Below are 15699 nucleotides of genomic sequence, written 5' to 3'. Positions count from 1 at the left end.
GATTCTAGTGAACCCACCTATGAGTAACGTACCGCACATGACTTCTTCTGGCAAAAAAACGCGCAACATTTTGTTTTTTTTATCTGCTGTCGCCTTTCTGCCAGCCTGCCAGGGCGAGTTTAAAACAACCGACAGTCTTTGCTCGGCACATCCCGAGCTATGTAAAGGACTGAATAACAATGACGGCCAGTGCCGTATCCAGCGTACAGATCTCATTTGGCAACGCTATAAACAGCTGAAAACGCCGACTGACATTGAAAAACTGCATACTCTTGAGTTCACCCGCAGCTACCAGTATTGCCTGGAGTATGCCGCAGAAATTGAACCAACCCGCTATAAAGAACGTAAATCAGTGCGGACCGCTGCGCTTATTCACAGCTATGAGGTCATGGAACAGCTAAGCGAAGAGCTGGCTGACTCCAAAGAACCCGAAGTTATTTATGACCGCTGGAGCCAGGGCGAGCACCAGGCTAAGGAAGAATTTCTGAAATTGGAAGGCACAGGCCAGCTTCAGACACCGGAATTGCAACTGGCACTGGCCTCTTTTTATACTGGTGTTGATAAAGCCAAAACTCGCCAGCTTCTGTTAAGAGCTCTGGAGCTTTATCAGGGTAAAGTTAAAGTGAAACCAGACATTATTCTGACACTGGCGACGCAGGCCCATCAGGACAACAACAAAACCGAAGCCTATTTATGGTCAAGAGTAGGTAGCCTGATGGGACTACCCGTGGCCAATTCAGAGACCTTATCGCGCCTGTATCCAATGCCGCAACAAGATAAAAGTCATCTGGATTCCTTAGCAGACAGCATCATACAGAGCATCAGTGCCGGCCATTTTAACCGTGTCTATGTAGAAAAAAATCTGATCTCCCTGCCAAGCCAGCAGCCCGACCAGCCACCTTCCTGACAACGCCATCACGGGCAGCACTGCCGTTACTCTACTTCACTAAATTGCAGTGAGACCGAATTGACACAGTATCGCTGCCCGGTAGAAACCGGCCCATCATCAAATACATGCCCTAAATGACTGTCACACTCAGCGCAGCGAATTTCCGTTCGCTTCATCCCATGACTGGTATCGCTTAAATATCGAATTGAATCAGATTTAACAGGTGCATCAAAACTCGGCCAGCCACATCCCGAATCGTATTTTTGCTCAGAATGAAATAAGGCAATTTGACAACAAGTGCAGTGATATATTCCTGTTTTCTTATTATGCAATAACGTGCCTGAAAAAGGGGCTTCTGTGCCACCTTCCCGACAGACATAATATTGTTCATCTGATAGCAGTTCTTTCCAGTAAGAATTTGTTTTAAAAGCCATTTACCTGCCTGTAAACACAGTTTTCCAAAACCGTACTACTTAAAATTTGCCAATTTTTGCATATATGGCACATACTTTTGCTCGAAAGGTTTTTACATCGAAACAGTGCATTTAAGCATATTCCCCTGTATTTCGGGTACTGAATTAAAACTGAGCTACATCGTTGATTACTTTGCCAGCATTTATAGGTGAACTATTCATCTTTCGGCCAGGATTGTAATAAAAATCCGAAACTTTTTTGATTAAAGACAATTTGAGGTCTGTTTTTGCTTGCAGACCAGCGTTAGATTATGTAATTTTACTACCAGTTATCTTTCATTAGAAATTAAGTTGTGGAGCAACATAATGACTATCAAAGTAGGTATTAACGGTTTTGGCCGCATCGGTCGTTTCGTTTTCCGTGCTTCTGTAGAACGTGATGATATTGAAGTTGTCGGTATCAACGACCTGATCGACGTCGAGTACATGGCTTACATGCTGAAGTACGATTCAACTCACGGCCGTTTCAAAGGCACAGTTGAAGTTAAAGACGGTAACCTGATCGTTAACGGCAAGACTGTACGTGTTACCGCCGAACGCGATCCAGCAAGCCTGAACTGGGGTGCAATCGGTGTTGATGTTGTTGCAGAAGCAACGGGTATCTTCCTGACTGACGAGACTGCACGTAAGCACATCGAAGCGGGTGCAAAGAAAGTGGTTCTGACTGGTCCGTCTAAAGACGACACTCCTATGTTCGTAATGGGTGTGAACCACGAAACTTACCAGGGTCAGGAAATCGTTTCTAACGCGTCTTGTACTACTAACTGTCTGGCACCTATCGCTAAGGTTCTGAACGACAAGTGGGGCATCAAAGACGGTCTGATGACGACTGTTCACGCAACAACTGCTACTCAGAAAACTGTTGACGGTCCTTCTGCGAAAGACTGGCGCGGTGGCCGTGGTGCTTCTCAGAACATCATCCCATCTTCAACTGGTGCGGCTAAAGCTGTAGGTAAAGTCATTCCTGAGCTGAACGGCAAACTGACTGGTATGGCATTCCGCGTTCCAACAGCAGACGTTTCTGTTGTTGACCTGACTGTAAACCTGGAAAAACCTGCTACATACGAAGAAATTAAAGCTGAAATGAAGCGTGCTTCTGAAGCTGAGATGTCTGGCGTACTGGGTTACACAGAAGATGCCGTTGTTTCTCAGGATTTCATCGGTGAAGTACGTACTTCTGTATTCGACGCTGACGCAGGTATCGCTCTGACCGATACTTTCGTTAAGGTTGTTTCCTGGTATGACAACGAGATCGGTTACTCTAATAAAGTACTGGATCTGGTTGCTCACATCTCTAAGTAATACTTAGACGATGATTGAAAAGGCGGCTGATGGCCGCCTTTTTGCTATCTGTCATCCCGGATAGAGTCTCGACGGGCAGAAGTGTCGCCCGCTACCTTCATTGGCTTTTAAAGGAATCACTATGGACTTACGTCAACTCCCGACTTCAACAGTGCTTTCAGAACATATCAGCCTGTGCCGTCTTGATGGTGTGGATATCATTCGAATTCTTCACCCTGAATGCCAGGCAGCTATCTCATTATTTGGTGGTCATCTCTTAAGTTTCCAGCCTCAGGGGCACGAAGATCTGATCTGGATGAGTGAAGCCGCCGACTTCTCGGGTAAGTCAGCTCTTCGTGGCGGCATTCCAGTTTGCTGGCCATGGTTCGGTAAAGTGGCCAGTCCATCGCACGGTTTTGCGCGTTCCAGTGTGTGGGAGCTGGAAAGTTTCAACGATCAGCAAAGCCATGTCACTGTCACGCTCACGTTGCATGACTCCCCCAAGTCCCGGGCTATATGGCCCTACCGCTTCCACAACCGGCTCCACTTTGAGTTCGATAAAACCCTCAAAGTCCAACTGACCAGCACCAATACCGACCAACGTCCGTGGCTTATGTCCGGCGCGCTTCATACCTATCTGGCCGTTGGAGACATAATGCAAACGAAATTGTCCGGATTGGGTAATGAATACCTCGACGGTCTGGCCAATCAGCAACGGCTTCCGACCAATGGTGTTTTACAATTCGATGACGCCGTAGACAGAGTTTACAGCCGGGCTGAGGACACGATTTATCTGGAAGATCCTGCCCTGTTTCGCCGTCTTCGCATGCATAACCATGGTCATGACAGCGCCGTGGTCTGGAACCCATGGCAGTCCGGTGCAGCAGGCATGGCTGACATGACACCGGATGGTTACACCACTATGCTGTGTGTGGAATCAGCACTGGCGGGTCAGGGTATTGTGCTGGAACCCGGGCAATCGCACAATCTCAGTACAGAAATCTGCGTCGAGTAACTGCCAGGCTCAGGAAAACCTGAGCCTGCTTTACCCCTGACTTCAACCTCTGATCTCAGGCCTGCATGGTAATATCCGCTTCAATCAGCACCCAGCCGTTACCATCCGGATCATTGAAAGTCGCGAAACGCCCTCCCATTAAGGTCACAATTTCTGACAGACTGACCCCCCGGTTGGTGAGCTCATCGTATGTCGAGGTAATATCATCAGTATGCACCACCAACCCCTGAACAGAACCTGCCCGCATTCCCCCAAATGGCATAACCAGACTAATGGTCGTCTCTGCGCCCTTAGGTGCCAGCTGTATCCAACGTTTATGGCTATCTGCCTTGTGATCCCTGATCAACTCAAATCCCAGTGCATCCCGGTAAAATAAAAGAGCCTGGCTTTGGTCCGATACAGGAATCGACACAGTATCAACCCGCGAAATCGGCATGTATCTCCTCCCCCTCAAGCTACACTTTTCTAGCTTAAATCAGAGCTGTTGATTTAGCTCAAAAAATAAGCAAGCAGTTTGATGGCGTACTCCGCCTCTGAGCCGGTTTCCCAATGCTGAGACATCGCAGATAGCTGGCTGCCTTCGGTGCCTACCCCTAAAAAACCATCTTCCGCTGACTTTCCCATTACCCGCATCATTTAACGCCAACCCGCACAGCCGAAACCAGATTTCGCACCAGTTCCTACCGTTTGCCCGCTTCAACTCACTTTCCTGAAATAATGCGACTTCAGGCTGGATCTCGGCCCAGGTAAAGTGGCGTTTTTTTGAACAAGATGGCTTGCAGATCCCTGTTGATAGGAGGATAGTACCTCTATGGTAGGTTGTTTTTTGCCCACTATAGTCTGATGTGTCAGCTAAATTTTTCAGCAAAACCAACCACTCACTAAAGCAAATTAATTAGTTAGGTCTAGTCTTAGTTATGAGGGATGTGAAAGATTATTGATTTCGTCCTTTCTAAATGATTGAAGAACGATTCAGGGGGCATACCATGAGTATTTTTGACCACTATCGTCATCGCTATGAAGAAGCCAAGGATGAAGAGCTTTCATTGCAAGAATTCCTTGAGATTTGCCGTAACGATCGCAGTGCTTACGTAAACGCCGCAGAACGTCTTCTGATGGCCATTGGTGAACCGGAAATGGTAGATACCGCGAAAGACCCACGTCTGAGCAGGATATTTTCCAACCGCGTCATGTCACGCTATCCAACGTTTGAAGACTTCTATGGTATGGAAGAGGCCATTGAACAAATTGTTTCTTACCTGAAACATGCCGCTCAGGGCCTGGAAGAACGTAAACAAATCCTCTATCTGCTGGGTCCGGTAGGTGGCGGTAAATCCTCACTGGCTGAAAAGTTAAAAAGTCTGATGCAAAAAGTGCCCATTTATGTGCTGACTGCTAACGGTGAGCGCAGTCCGGTAAATGACCACCCATTCTGCCTGTTCGACCCGCTTGAAGACGGCGAAATTCTGAACAAAGAATTTGGCATCCCTCATCGCTATCTGAATAACATTATGTCGCCATGGGCAGCGAAACGCTTGAAAGAATTTGGTGGTGATATCACCAAATTCAAAGTGGTGAAAGTGCGTCCATCCATTCTGCATCAGGTAGGTATCGCGAAAACAGAGCCTGGTGATGAGAACAACCAGGATATTTCATCTTTGGTCGGTAAAGTGGATATCCGTCAGCTTGAGCATTTTGCCCAGGATGACCCGGATGCCTACAGCTACTCAGGTGCGCTGTGTAAAGCCAATCAGGGCATGATGGAATTCGTGGAGATGTTCAAAGCACCGCTGAAAGTGCTGCACCCACTGCTGACCGCCACCCAGGAAGGTAACTATAACGGTACAGAAGGTCTGTCCGCCCTGCCTTTCGATGGCATTATTCTGGCTCACTCCAACGAATCAGAATGGCAGACATTCCGGAACAACAAAAATAATGAGGCGTTTCTCGATCGTGTTTACATAGTGAAAGTGCCTTATTGTCTGCGTGTGTCGGAAGAAATCAAGATTTACGAAAAACTACTGATGAACAGTGAACTGGCTAACTCGCCATGCTCTCCGAGTACGCTGGATATCCTGGCCCGCTTCTCAGTGCTGTCGCGCCTGAAAGAGCCGGAGAACTCAAGCATGTACTCAAAAATGCGGGTGTATGACGGTGAAACCCTCAAAGACACGGACCCAAAAGCCAAGTCTTACCAGGAATACCGCGATTACGCCGGTGTGGATGAAGGCATGGCTGGTCTGTCGACCCGCTTCGCGTTCAAAATCCTGTCTCGGGTGTTCAACTTCGATCACTCTGAAGTCGCCGCGAACCCGGTTCACCTGTTCTATGTTCTGGAACAACAGATTGAGCGTGAACAGTTCCCGCAGGAAAATGCCGAGAAATACCTGGAGCACCTGAAAGGCTACCTGATTCCCAAATATGTCGAATTCATCGGCAAGGAAATTCAGACCGCTTATCTGGAGTCCTATTCTGAGTACGGCCAGAACATTTTCGACCGTTATGTCAGTTATGCGGACTTCTGGATTCAGGATCAGGAATACCGCGATCCGGAAACAGGTCAGCTGTTCGACCGCGCTGCATTGAACAACGAGCTTGAAAAAATCGAGAAGCCTGCCGGTATCAGTAATCCGAAAGACTTCCGTAACGAGATCGTCAACTTTGTGTTGCGTGCACGTGCCAGCAATGCCGGTAAGAATCCGAACTGGACCAGCTACGAGAAACTGCGCACGGTTATTGAGAAGAAAATGTTCTCAAATACCGAAGAGTTGCTGCCTGTCATCTCGTTCAATGCCAAAACCTCTACGGAGGAGCAGAAGAAGCACGACGATTTTGTCGCCCGTATGATGGAAAAAGGCTATACCCGCAAGCAAGTACGTCTGTTGTCTGAATGGTATCTGCGCGTACGTAAATCATCGTAATTGATGGATGATGATCAAGGGGGAGAGCTTATGGCGCACTTTATCGACCGCAGGCTCAACGGCAAAAATAAGAGCACAGTGAACCGGCAGCGTTTTTTACGCCGGCACAAGCAACAGATCAAAGATTCTATTGCTGATGCCGTCAATAAACGCTCCATCACTGACGTGGAAAGCGGAGAGAGCATTACTATCCCTTCCCGCGATATACGTGAACCCTCGTTCCATCAGGGACGAGGTGGGCAGCGAGAAATCGTCCACCCTGGTAACGATCAGTTCAGCCCTGGTGACCGCATTGAGCGGCCCCAGGGGGGAGCCGGTTCCGGTGGGGCCGGCGAAGGTCAGGCCAGCCCTGATGGCGAGGGACAGGATGACTTTGTCTTTCAAATCTCTAAAGACGAGTATCTGGATCTGTTGTTTGAAGATCTCGAACTCCCTAATCTGAAGAAAAATCAGTTCAACAAACTTGTTGAGTGGAAAACCTTCCGCTCAGGGTTTAAATCTACCGGGGTACCGGCCAATATTGCTATTGTCAGATCCCTACGGAATTCACTTGCCCGTCGTACCGCAATGACGGCAGCAAAACGTCGCCAGTTACGAGAGCTGGAACTTGAACTCGACAGATTACAAAGCACAGAACCGGCACAGCCGTTTGATGAACAACGTGTGAAAGAAGAAATACAGACACTGCGTGATCGCATCAGCAAAGTGCCATTTATCGATACCTTTGACCTGAGATACAAAAACTACGAACGTCGCCCCATGCCCAGTAGTCAGGCAGTGATGTTCTGTCTGATGGACGTATCAGGTTCCATGGATCAGGCGACCAAGGATATGGCGAAACGCTTCTATATCCTGCTTTACCTGTTCCTGACACGAACCTACAAAAATGTGGAGGTGGTTTTTATCCGCCACCATACACAGGCTAAAGAAGTAGACGAACACGAGTTTTTCTATTCCCAGGAAACCGGGGGCACCATAGTATCCAGCGCATTGCGGCTGATGGATGAAATCATTAAGAAGCGGTACTCCCCTTCAGAATGGAACATCTATGCCGCGCAGGCTTCAGATGGCGACAACTGGGCGGATGATTCCCCTGGCTGCCGTGAGTTGCTCGACAAGCATATTCTGCCGGTTTCGCGTTATTACTCATACATTGAAATCACCCGTCGGGCTCATCAGACACTGTGGCGTGAATATGAGTCCCTGTTAGGCAATCATGAAAATTTTGCCATGCAGAACATTCGCAGCGTAGAAGACATCTTCCCGGTATTCCGAGAACTGTTCAAAAAACAAGTCCATTAATCCTAAGGTGCAGGGCGACTTAAAAACTCGCCCATCTGCAATCTACACTTAAGGGACAGCGCTGATTATTGGCCGACGCGCATCAGGGGAGTGGGTTATGGAAACAGAGATCAAACAAAAGGCACTCAGTGATGGTCCGGACTGGACATTTGAACTGCTTGATCAATACCACATGGAAATCAAGCGGGTGGCCAACCATTACCGGTTAGACGCCTACCCTAACCAGATCGAGATCATTACTGCCGAACAAATGATGGATGCCTATTCCAGCATCGGCATGCCGATTAACTACAATCACTGGTCATTCGGAAAGCGCTTTATTGAAACGGAGCGTGGTTACAAGCATGGTCAGATGGGGCTGGCGTATGAAATAGTGATCAACTCAGATCCCTGTATCGCCTACCTGATGGAAGAGAATACTATCACCATGCAGGCCCTGGTCATGGCCCATGCCAGCTATGGCCATAATTCATTCTTTAAAGGCAACTACCTGTTCAAAACCTGGACGGATGCCAGCTCAATTATTGATTACCTGCTGTTTGCTAAGAAATATATCTCTGAATGTGAGGAAAAATACGGTGATGTGGAGGTTGAAAAACTGCTCGACTCCTGTCATGCACTGATGAACTACGGCGTCGATCGTTACAAGCGCCCGCAAAAAATCTCGCTGGTTGAAGAAACCGCCCGTCAGAAAGCACGGGAAGACTACCTGCAAACGCAAGTAAATGCTCTGTGGCGCACTATTCCGGCGCAAGCGGAAAAGGATCTCCATAATGAAGAAATCCGTTTTCCTGCTGATCCACAGGAGAACATTCTGTACTTCATTGAAAAACATGCCCCGCTTCTTGAGCCCTGGCAGAGAGAAATCGTGCGGATTGTGCGCAAGATCAGCCAATATTTTTATCCTCAGAAACAGACCCAGGTCATGAATGAAGGCTGGGCGACGTTCTGGCACTACACCATTCTGAACCACCTCTATGATGAAGGGCTGGTAACTGATCGCTTTATGCTTGAGTTCCTGCACAGCCACACCAATGTAGTTGCACAGCCAACCTACAACAGTCCGTACTATAGCGGCATCAACCCCTATGCCCTCGGGTTTGCCATGTTCCAGGACATACGCCGGATCTGTGAACATCCTACCGAGGAAGATAAGTACTGGTTTCCTGACTTTGCCGGTAAAGACTGGCTGGATACTGTGCATTTTGCAATGGAGAACTTTAAGGACGAGAGTTTCATCAGCCAGTTTTTATCACCCAAACTGATCCGTGATTTTAAATTCTTTGCCGTTGATGACGATGACAGAAACAACTATGTGGAAGTCAATGCTATTCACAATGAAGAAGGGTACAGAGCTATTCGGGAAAAACTGTCGTCACAGTACAATCTGAGTAACAACGAACCGAACTTACAAGTATGGAACGTGGCATTACGTGGCGACAGGTCGCTCACACTAAGGTACGTGCCGCATAACCGGATACCTTTGTCAGACAGCTATAACGAGGTGCTGAAACACCTTCACCGTCTGTGGGGATTTGATGTCATTCTCGAAGAAGAGCTGAGCGATGGCAGAAGTCATATTCTGTCGACCTGCCCTAACAGAAGCAGCAGTTACTCTTCAGAGCTCTGAATTAAAATCTTGCGCAAAAAAAGAGAGGCATTACGCCTCTCTTTTTCATTCACACGGTGGTAAGCAGCAGATTACTGCTCTTCTTCGTGCAGATAGCGTGCAATTTCGATACGGTGACTGTACCAGATAGCTCCGCTGTCGCGACCGTATTTTCGAATACGATCTGCTACCAGCTCTGACTGATGATTATCACAATATGACTTCAGATCGCGATAATATGCCAACGCCAGCTCACACGCTTCACGGTTCATGAAGTAATACCCACCCACTCGGGTGTAAATCTTACGCAGACCGTTGATCGTCAGAACATACAGGATGTTACCTGAGTGGGTAGCCATTCCCTGAAACATGCGGTAATCAAAATAATTGAAGGCACGGGCACGGCAAATCTGCTCACACAGCTCCGGCTGTTCCTTACCATATTTATCCACAATTTTTCTGACTTCCAGCAGCAGCTCAGGCTTTACCTCACAGCTTTCCACGAAAGACTCGAAGCTGCTCGCAGCCAGGAGAGATTCGCAGGAATGGATAACATAATCCAGCAACTGGCTGACTTTTTCGCTGTTAGATTTCACCGCATAGCGCATGTAAACGGTGCTGATATCGGTACGGGCAGCCAGCAAATCTTCCAGAACACGCTGAACATCCTGGCCATCCAGTGTAATAAGGGTATCCAGGATACTCAGTCCTGAAGTATCCATATAATTATTTACCCGGGTTGGCTTACCGTGTTGAATAGTCAGCCATCCATCACGTGCCAAACGCTGCAGCACTTCCCGTAAAGTTGTACGTGTCACACCAATCAGCTCTGATAATTCACGCTCTGCAGGTAAGATTGAACCCTGCGGAAAATGATTATTCCAGATACTCTCAATGATGTATTTCTCAGCAAATGTTGCTGGGCTATCAGCCTTTATAACCATCAGTTAGTATTCCAAACTTGCTTCTTGCTTATCTTTTATAAACTCATCATACCACTAGTTATCGCTGAGTAGAAACCTTGCCTCCGGGAGTTTTGAAGTAAGTTAACAAAGGTGCAATATCCTGCAATCAAACCCTCATCCCAACTTATTGTTCTGGCAGATATATTTCTAACCATTTCTGGTACAATCTCTAAGTCGTAGTCCATGGTTTGGATTTACACTCTATTTTTGTGTTACGAAATATTAACACCTTAACAAACAATTCATACAATCGGTTAAAATTGCGACCCGTAAATAAGGGGAGTCAGCAATGACAATTCCCCGGAAAGGAAGCGATTTGTCATCAAAATATCAGGGATTTCAATGACTCGGAAACATTCTGGGCCAGGGCTGAGGTACGCCTGCTGTTTTGTTAACGCCCATAAATAACACAGAGATCAAAAAAATGGCTATCACGCTAGGGAACGCGTTTATTAAGAACTTTCTGGGTAAAGCGCCCGACTGGTATAAACTCACGATCATTGCCTTCTTGGTGATCAACCCCATCGTTTTTTTCTTCATCGACCCTTTTGTCGCTGGCTGGCTACTGGTTGTTGAGTTTATCTTCACTCTGGCAATGGCACTGAAATGCTACCCGCTCCAGCCTGGTGGCCTGCTGGCCATTGAGGCTGTCGCCATCGGCATGACGACACCTGAACTGGTCAAACATGAACTGGTCGCCAATATTGAAGTCTTGCTGCTGCTTATCTTCATGGTGGCGGGCATTTACTTTATGAAGCAGTTGCTGCTGTTCATTTTCACTAAGATATTGATAGGCATCCGCTCAAAAATTCTGCTGTCACTGTCTTTCTGTGTCATGGCAGCCTTCCTGTCGGCATTTTTGGATGCCCTGACTGTGATTGCCGTTGTGATCAGTGTGACCACAGGTTTCTACAGCATCTACCATAAAGTCGCCTCCGGTCAGGAGCCACATGCGTCTCACGACCACACTTCCGACCATGCCATTCAAGAACTGAGCCGCGATGATCTGGAAAACTACCGGGCCTTCCTGCGTAGCCTGTTGATGCATGCTGGTGTGGGTACCGCTCTGGGTGGTGTCATGACCATGGTCGGTGAACCGCAAAACCTGATCATTGCCAATCAGGCGGGCTGGCAGTTTGGCGAATTCTTCCTGCGTATGGCGCCTGTAACCGTGCCGGTTTTCTTTTGCGGCCTCATCACTTGTGCTCTGGTCGAAAAGTTTGGTTTGTGCGGCTACGGCGCCAAGCTTCCTGAAAACGTACGCAACATTCTGATCGACTACGATAACGAAGAACGTAAGCGTCGTACCAATCTGGATATCGCTAAACTCTGGATTCAAGTCATCATAGCCGTCTGGCTGATTGCCGGTCTGGCCCTGCATTTGGCTGCTGTCGGCTTGATTGGTCTGACCGTGATCATCCTGGCTACTGCGTTTACCGGTATCATTGAAGAGCACTCTTTGGGTAAAGCCTTTGAAGAAGCTCTGCCATTCACCGCTCTGCTGGCCGTTTTCTTTTCAGTCGTGGCAGTGATCATTGAGCAAAAACTGTTCAGCCCTATTATTACTGCCGTACTGGAAATGGATGGCAGTGCGCAAATGGGGATGTTCTACATTGCCAACGGGCTGTTATCCATGGTGTCGGATAACGTTTTTGTCGGTACTGTCTATATCAATGAAGTGAAATCAGCGCTGATCGACGGCATGATTGACCGCGAACGCTTCGACATGTTGGCCGTAGCCATCAACACAGGCACCAACCTGCCATCGGTCGCGACGCCAAACGGTCAGGCTGCTTTCCTGTTTGCACTGACATCGGCATTGGCACCGTTGATCCGACTGTCATACGGACGCATGGTCTATATGGCACTGCCATATACACTGGTCTTGTCTCTGGTTGGTCTCGCAGGTATTGAGCTGACGCTGCTCCCTATGACGGAGTGGTTCTATCAAAACGGTTGGTTGTCCGCCGCCAGTGAAGCCATTCCACAATTGGCACCGGTAACTGGACACTAACGGGAATTTCTGGTTCTCTAGGTTGTCATAGCTTAAGCAAAACACTGAGTAACAAGGGGTTGTCGACTTTTGCGTTTACAGCCCCTTCGCTATATCTGACCGAGAGAATTTCATGCAGATGTTAAAAACCTTCAGCCAACGCCGTCTGTCGTGGCTACTGTTGTTAGTTTTCGCCGTCTTCTTCGAAGGCTGCGCCCTGTTTTTCCAGCACGCGATGAATCTGGCGCCCTGCGTCATGTGTATCTATGAGCGCATTGCGATGTTTGGGATTGGTATTGCAGCTCTGGTTGGCCTGATCGCGCCTGAGGTGAGTGTTGTTCGCTGGTCCGGACTGGCGCTATGGGGATACAGCGCCTGGCGTGGTCTGTCTCTGGCACAAGAACATGTCGGCTATCAGTTTAACCCCTCCCCATTTGCTACCTGTGATCTGTTCGTAAAACTGCCTGCCTGGGCACCACTGAATCAATGGGCACCCTGGTTATTCGAAGCTTACGGTGATTGCAGTAAAGTGGTATGGCAATTTCTGGGACAATCCATGCCGCAATGGCTGGTCATCATTTTCGCGGCTAACCTGATTGTCTGGGCTGTCATCGTGCTAGCTCAGTTTGTTAAATCAACCTCAAGCCGATACTGACAACACAGGAGGCACTATGCCTCCTGTGTTCCGTCACTGCTTTCGGCCACAACACTGCTTAAACTTTTTCCCGCTGCCGCACGGACAAGAGTCGTTGCGGCCAACCCCTTTATATGGGTTGATTGACTGCGCAGAGCTGCCCCCTTGCTGTAACTCATCAGCAGCCATTACCACCTCTGAAATCATAAAAGGCAGATTGGCATACAATGCACTGGGTTCTGGCATACCGCCGACGCCGTCATCTGCCATTTGAGTCAGCGTACCAGCCTCATCAAGAATCAGCATACAGGTCGTCAACAAGGCCGACAGCATTCTGCCGGTGCCATCGGAAATGGTTTTATTTTCCCAGTGCACTGCCACATGCGGCCAAACGGCCAGAAAGCCTTCGGCGAAATGCCCCATGGCCTCTGATACCCCCTGCGCTTCCTGCCACTGCATATCCAAAGGAAGACTGTACTCGCCGGATTTTATGGCCAGGTATTGGTGCTCAAAATGGGCCAGTATGCTGGCTCTGTCTTGCTGACTGATGGTCACTGGCTCATCTTCTGCCAGGCCACCGTTAACCAGCGCGGGCAGCCAGTTATCAGGCTCCATTGCAGCAGGGCTTGCATTTGCAGCAAGTAAAGCGCCTTCAATAAAGGCCGGCGGCATGCCTGCCCAGTCATCAGAGAGCGTGATCAATGTGGTCATGGTGTTTTCCTGTTTGTTGTTACCGGCGAGTATAACGCAAACGGAAAAGGCCGCAAATGTGACGATTTGTTGTTGAAATTTCATTCAAAACAACGCCAAAATGGCCTTAACGCTAACAGCTGTGGGTAACAAAGATGCAAAGAGAGGTCAGCGCTATTATTGCAGGAGCTACCGGCCTGGTGGGCAACGAGCTTCTGCACCTGCTGCTCGGTAACGGCACCATGGAAAAGGTATACGCACTAACCCGTGTCGCATTGCCCTACCGCAGTAAAAACCTGGTGCAGATAGTGCATCCTGAATTACGTATCACAGAATGGGAAGATACCGATCCCGTCCCTGAACTTGGCTTTATTTGCCTGGGCACCACCAAAAAGTCTGCCGGCAGCAAAGCCGGGCTTGAAGCCGTAGATGTAGAGCTGGTCAAGTCGGTGGCGCGCAGTATGTTACAGCTGGGCGTACAGCACCTTGTTGTCATCTCCAGCCTGGGTGCCACGCCCTACTCCCCTTCCTTCTATCTGCGTTGCAAAGCGAAAATGGAGCAGGCACTGAGTGACATGGGCTTCAGCCATTGCATCTTCGTACGTCCGGGGCCGCTGAGCGGTGAGCGCTCAGAATCACGGCAAGATGAAGTGCTGTTGCAAAAGGGCTTGGAACTCGCGCAGCCTTTGCTTATCGGCCCGCTTTCGCACCTTGTCCCCATTCCGGCCGAAGACCTTGCCCTCACCATGCTGAATCTGGCAATCAAGGCGTTAGAGCTACCGCCCACCTCTGCGGAAATTCACAGCGGCAATGCGCTAAGACGACAGGCTGCAGATACTCAGCGCCCTCAAGCCTGACAGATACTGAGCAAAAGGTGACAAGCCAGCTTAACCACACTACAATCTCGCCTCTTTAACTGAACTACAGTAATCTGAGGCTATGAGACTGATACTTGGCCCGATGGAAGGTGTGCTTGACCACCTGATGCGGGAAATGCTCACTGAAATCAATGACTACGATCTGTGCGTGACTGAATTTGTCCGCGTGATCGACCAGCGCCTGCCCAAAAGTGTCTTCTATCGTCTGTGCCCGGAATTACTGCAAGGTGGAAAAACCCTGTCAGGCACACCTGTTCGTGTTCAGTTACTCGGACAAGATCCGGACTGGATGGCCGAAAACGCCCATCTCGCGGCTTCACTGGGCTCTCCCGGTATCGATATCAACTTTGGCTGCCCGGCAAAGTCAGTCAATAAAAGCCGGGGAGGTGCGGTATTACTGCAAGAACCCGAGCTGATGTATCAGATCGTCAAAGCCGTCCGTGATGCGGTTGACCCGCGAGTGCCAGTCTCGGCCAAAGTCCGTTTAGGCTGGGATGATCCGGGTCACTGCTTTGAGATCACCGATGCGGTTTCGCAGGCCAAAGCGGATGAAATCACCATTCATGCCCGCACCAAAACCGATGGCTATAAAGCCGAGGCGATAAAATGGGATTACATACGTCAGGTAAAACAGACAGCACAGCTTTCAATCGTAGCGAACGGTGAAGTCTGGAACCATGCCGACGGGCAAGAGTGTATGAAAGCCACGCAAGCCGATGCTCTGATGGTGTGTCGCGGCGCGCTCAACCTGCCTAACCTGGGCAATGTAGTCAAATATAATCACCCCCACATGGTATGGGAGACGGTGCTGGATCTGCTGCTGAAATATTCCGGTTACGAAATCAAAGGGGATAAAGGCTTGTATTACCCAAACCGTGTCAAACAGTGGTTTGCTTACCTTCGCCACGAATACCCGCAAGCCAAAGCTCTGTTTGCTGATGTCCGCCGCCATAATAAGGCCGCTCCTATTGTCGAAGTGCTGCAATCTGCAAAAACGCAATTGTTACGGCAAGCCTGCTAGTTGCAGCGCAACTGACACAAAAACGTCA

The 15699-nt window shown here is 48.9% G+C and carries 15 protein-coding genes; 10 read left to right on the top strand and 5 right to left on the bottom strand.

Going from position 1 to position 15699, the window contains the following annotated elements:
* Window positions 1-19: 19 nt before the first annotated feature.
* Window positions 20-907, top strand: a complete 888-nt coding sequence (locus tag KCG43_RS01345; RefSeq protein ID WP_255557814.1) for a DUF2989 domain-containing protein — start codon at window positions 20-22, stop codon at window positions 905-907.
* Between the two features lie 26 nt (window positions 908-933).
* Here KCG43_RS01345 and msrB read toward each other — a convergent pair whose 3' ends face one another.
* Window positions 934-1323: a peptide-methionine (R)-S-oxide reductase MsrB gene (msrB, locus tag KCG43_RS01340; protein ID WP_192015124.1), complete on the bottom strand. Its 390-nt coding sequence runs from the start codon at window positions 1321-1323 to the stop codon at window positions 934-936.
* A gap of 345 nt (window positions 1324-1668) precedes the next feature.
* On the opposite strand from msrB, the gene gap reads away from it, so the two are divergent.
* Both gap and KCG43_RS01330 read left to right on the top strand, forming a co-directional pair.
* The gene (gap, locus tag KCG43_RS01335) at window positions 1669-2664 is read left to right on the top strand and encodes a type I glyceraldehyde-3-phosphate dehydrogenase (protein WP_027252825.1); all 996 of its coding nucleotides are present in this window, start codon (window positions 1669-1671) and stop codon (window positions 2662-2664) included.
* 121 nt (window positions 2665-2785) lie between these two features.
* A complete protein-coding gene (locus KCG43_RS01330; RefSeq protein WP_218382881.1) occupies window positions 2786-3658 on the top strand; it encodes a D-hexose-6-phosphate mutarotase in 873 nt (290 codons plus the stop codon).
* A gap of 55 nt (window positions 3659-3713) precedes the next feature.
* Here KCG43_RS01330 and KCG43_RS01325 read toward each other — a convergent pair whose 3' ends face one another.
* Both KCG43_RS01325 and KCG43_RS21365 read right to left on the bottom strand, forming a co-directional pair.
* Window positions 3714-4094: a VOC family protein gene (locus tag KCG43_RS01325; protein WP_027252827.1), complete on the bottom strand. Its 381-nt coding sequence runs from the start codon at window positions 4092-4094 to the stop codon at window positions 3714-3716.
* Window positions 4095-4147: 53 nt separating this feature from the next.
* Window positions 4148-4282, bottom strand: a complete 135-nt coding sequence (locus tag KCG43_RS21365) for a hypothetical protein (protein ID WP_255557813.1) — start codon at window positions 4280-4282, stop codon at window positions 4148-4150.
* Window positions 4283-4644: 362 nt separating this feature from the next.
* On the opposite strand from KCG43_RS21365, the gene KCG43_RS01320 reads away from it, so the two are divergent.
* From KCG43_RS01320 to KCG43_RS01310, 3 genes are all read left to right on the top strand, one after another.
* Window positions 4645-6579 carry a PrkA family serine protein kinase gene (locus tag KCG43_RS01320; protein ID WP_192015122.1) on the top strand — a complete coding sequence of 645 codons (1935 nt, stop codon included), beginning with the start codon at window positions 4645-4647 and terminating at the stop codon, window positions 6577-6579.
* A gap of 30 nt (window positions 6580-6609) precedes the next feature.
* A complete protein-coding gene (locus tag KCG43_RS01315; protein WP_192015121.1) occupies window positions 6610-7881 on the top strand; it encodes a YeaH/YhbH family protein in 1272 nt (423 codons plus the stop codon).
* A gap of 97 nt (window positions 7882-7978) precedes the next feature.
* Window positions 7979-9511 (top strand): SpoVR family protein, encoded by a 1533-nt coding sequence (locus KCG43_RS01310; protein ID WP_192015120.1) that lies wholly within the window; start codon window positions 7979-7981, stop codon window positions 9509-9511.
* A 71-nt stretch (window positions 9512-9582) separates the two neighbouring features.
* On the opposite strand, the gene fadR is transcribed toward KCG43_RS01310, so the two are convergent.
* Window positions 9583-10434, bottom strand: a complete 852-nt coding sequence (fadR, locus tag KCG43_RS01305; protein WP_192015119.1) for a fatty acid metabolism transcriptional regulator FadR — start codon at window positions 10432-10434, stop codon at window positions 9583-9585.
* A gap of 445 nt (window positions 10435-10879) precedes the next feature.
* Here fadR and nhaB point away from each other — a divergent pair, with 445 nt between their 5' ends.
* Together nhaB and dsbB are read left to right on the top strand one after the other, a co-directional pair.
* On the top strand, window positions 10880-12469 hold the full coding sequence (nhaB, locus tag KCG43_RS01300; protein WP_192015118.1) for a Na(+)/H(+) antiporter NhaB: 1590 nt from the start codon (window positions 10880-10882) through the stop codon (window positions 12467-12469).
* A gap of 112 nt (window positions 12470-12581) precedes the next feature.
* Window positions 12582-13103: a disulfide bond formation protein DsbB gene (gene dsbB, locus KCG43_RS01295; RefSeq protein ID WP_192015117.1), complete on the top strand. Its 522-nt coding sequence runs from the start codon at window positions 12582-12584 to the stop codon at window positions 13101-13103.
* 33 nt (window positions 13104-13136) lie between these two features.
* Here the strand turns inward: dsbB and KCG43_RS01290 are convergent, their stop codons facing one another.
* Window positions 13137-13793, bottom strand: a complete 657-nt coding sequence (locus KCG43_RS01290; RefSeq protein ID WP_218382879.1) for an SEC-C metal-binding domain-containing protein — start codon at window positions 13791-13793, stop codon at window positions 13137-13139.
* A gap of 134 nt (window positions 13794-13927) precedes the next feature.
* Here KCG43_RS01290 and KCG43_RS01285 point away from each other — a divergent pair, with 134 nt between their 5' ends.
* Both KCG43_RS01285 and dusC read left to right on the top strand, forming a co-directional pair.
* The gene (locus tag KCG43_RS01285) at window positions 13928-14629 is read left to right on the top strand and encodes an NAD-dependent epimerase/dehydratase family protein (protein WP_218382877.1); all 702 of its coding nucleotides are present in this window, start codon (window positions 13928-13930) and stop codon (window positions 14627-14629) included.
* 82 nt (window positions 14630-14711) lie between these two features.
* Window positions 14712-15671, top strand: coding sequence for a tRNA dihydrouridine(16) synthase DusC (gene dusC, locus KCG43_RS01280; protein WP_218382875.1), 960 nt, complete (start codon window positions 14712-14714; stop codon window positions 15669-15671).
* Window positions 15672-15699: the final 28 nt, after the last annotated feature.

Origin of the sequence: Photobacterium sp. WH24 (assembly GCF_019204055.1) — a bacterium.
Taxonomy (GTDB): domain Bacteria; phylum Pseudomonadota; class Gammaproteobacteria; order Enterobacterales; family Vibrionaceae; genus Photobacterium; species Photobacterium arenosum.
This window is presented reverse-complemented; position numbering and strand designations above follow the sequence as displayed.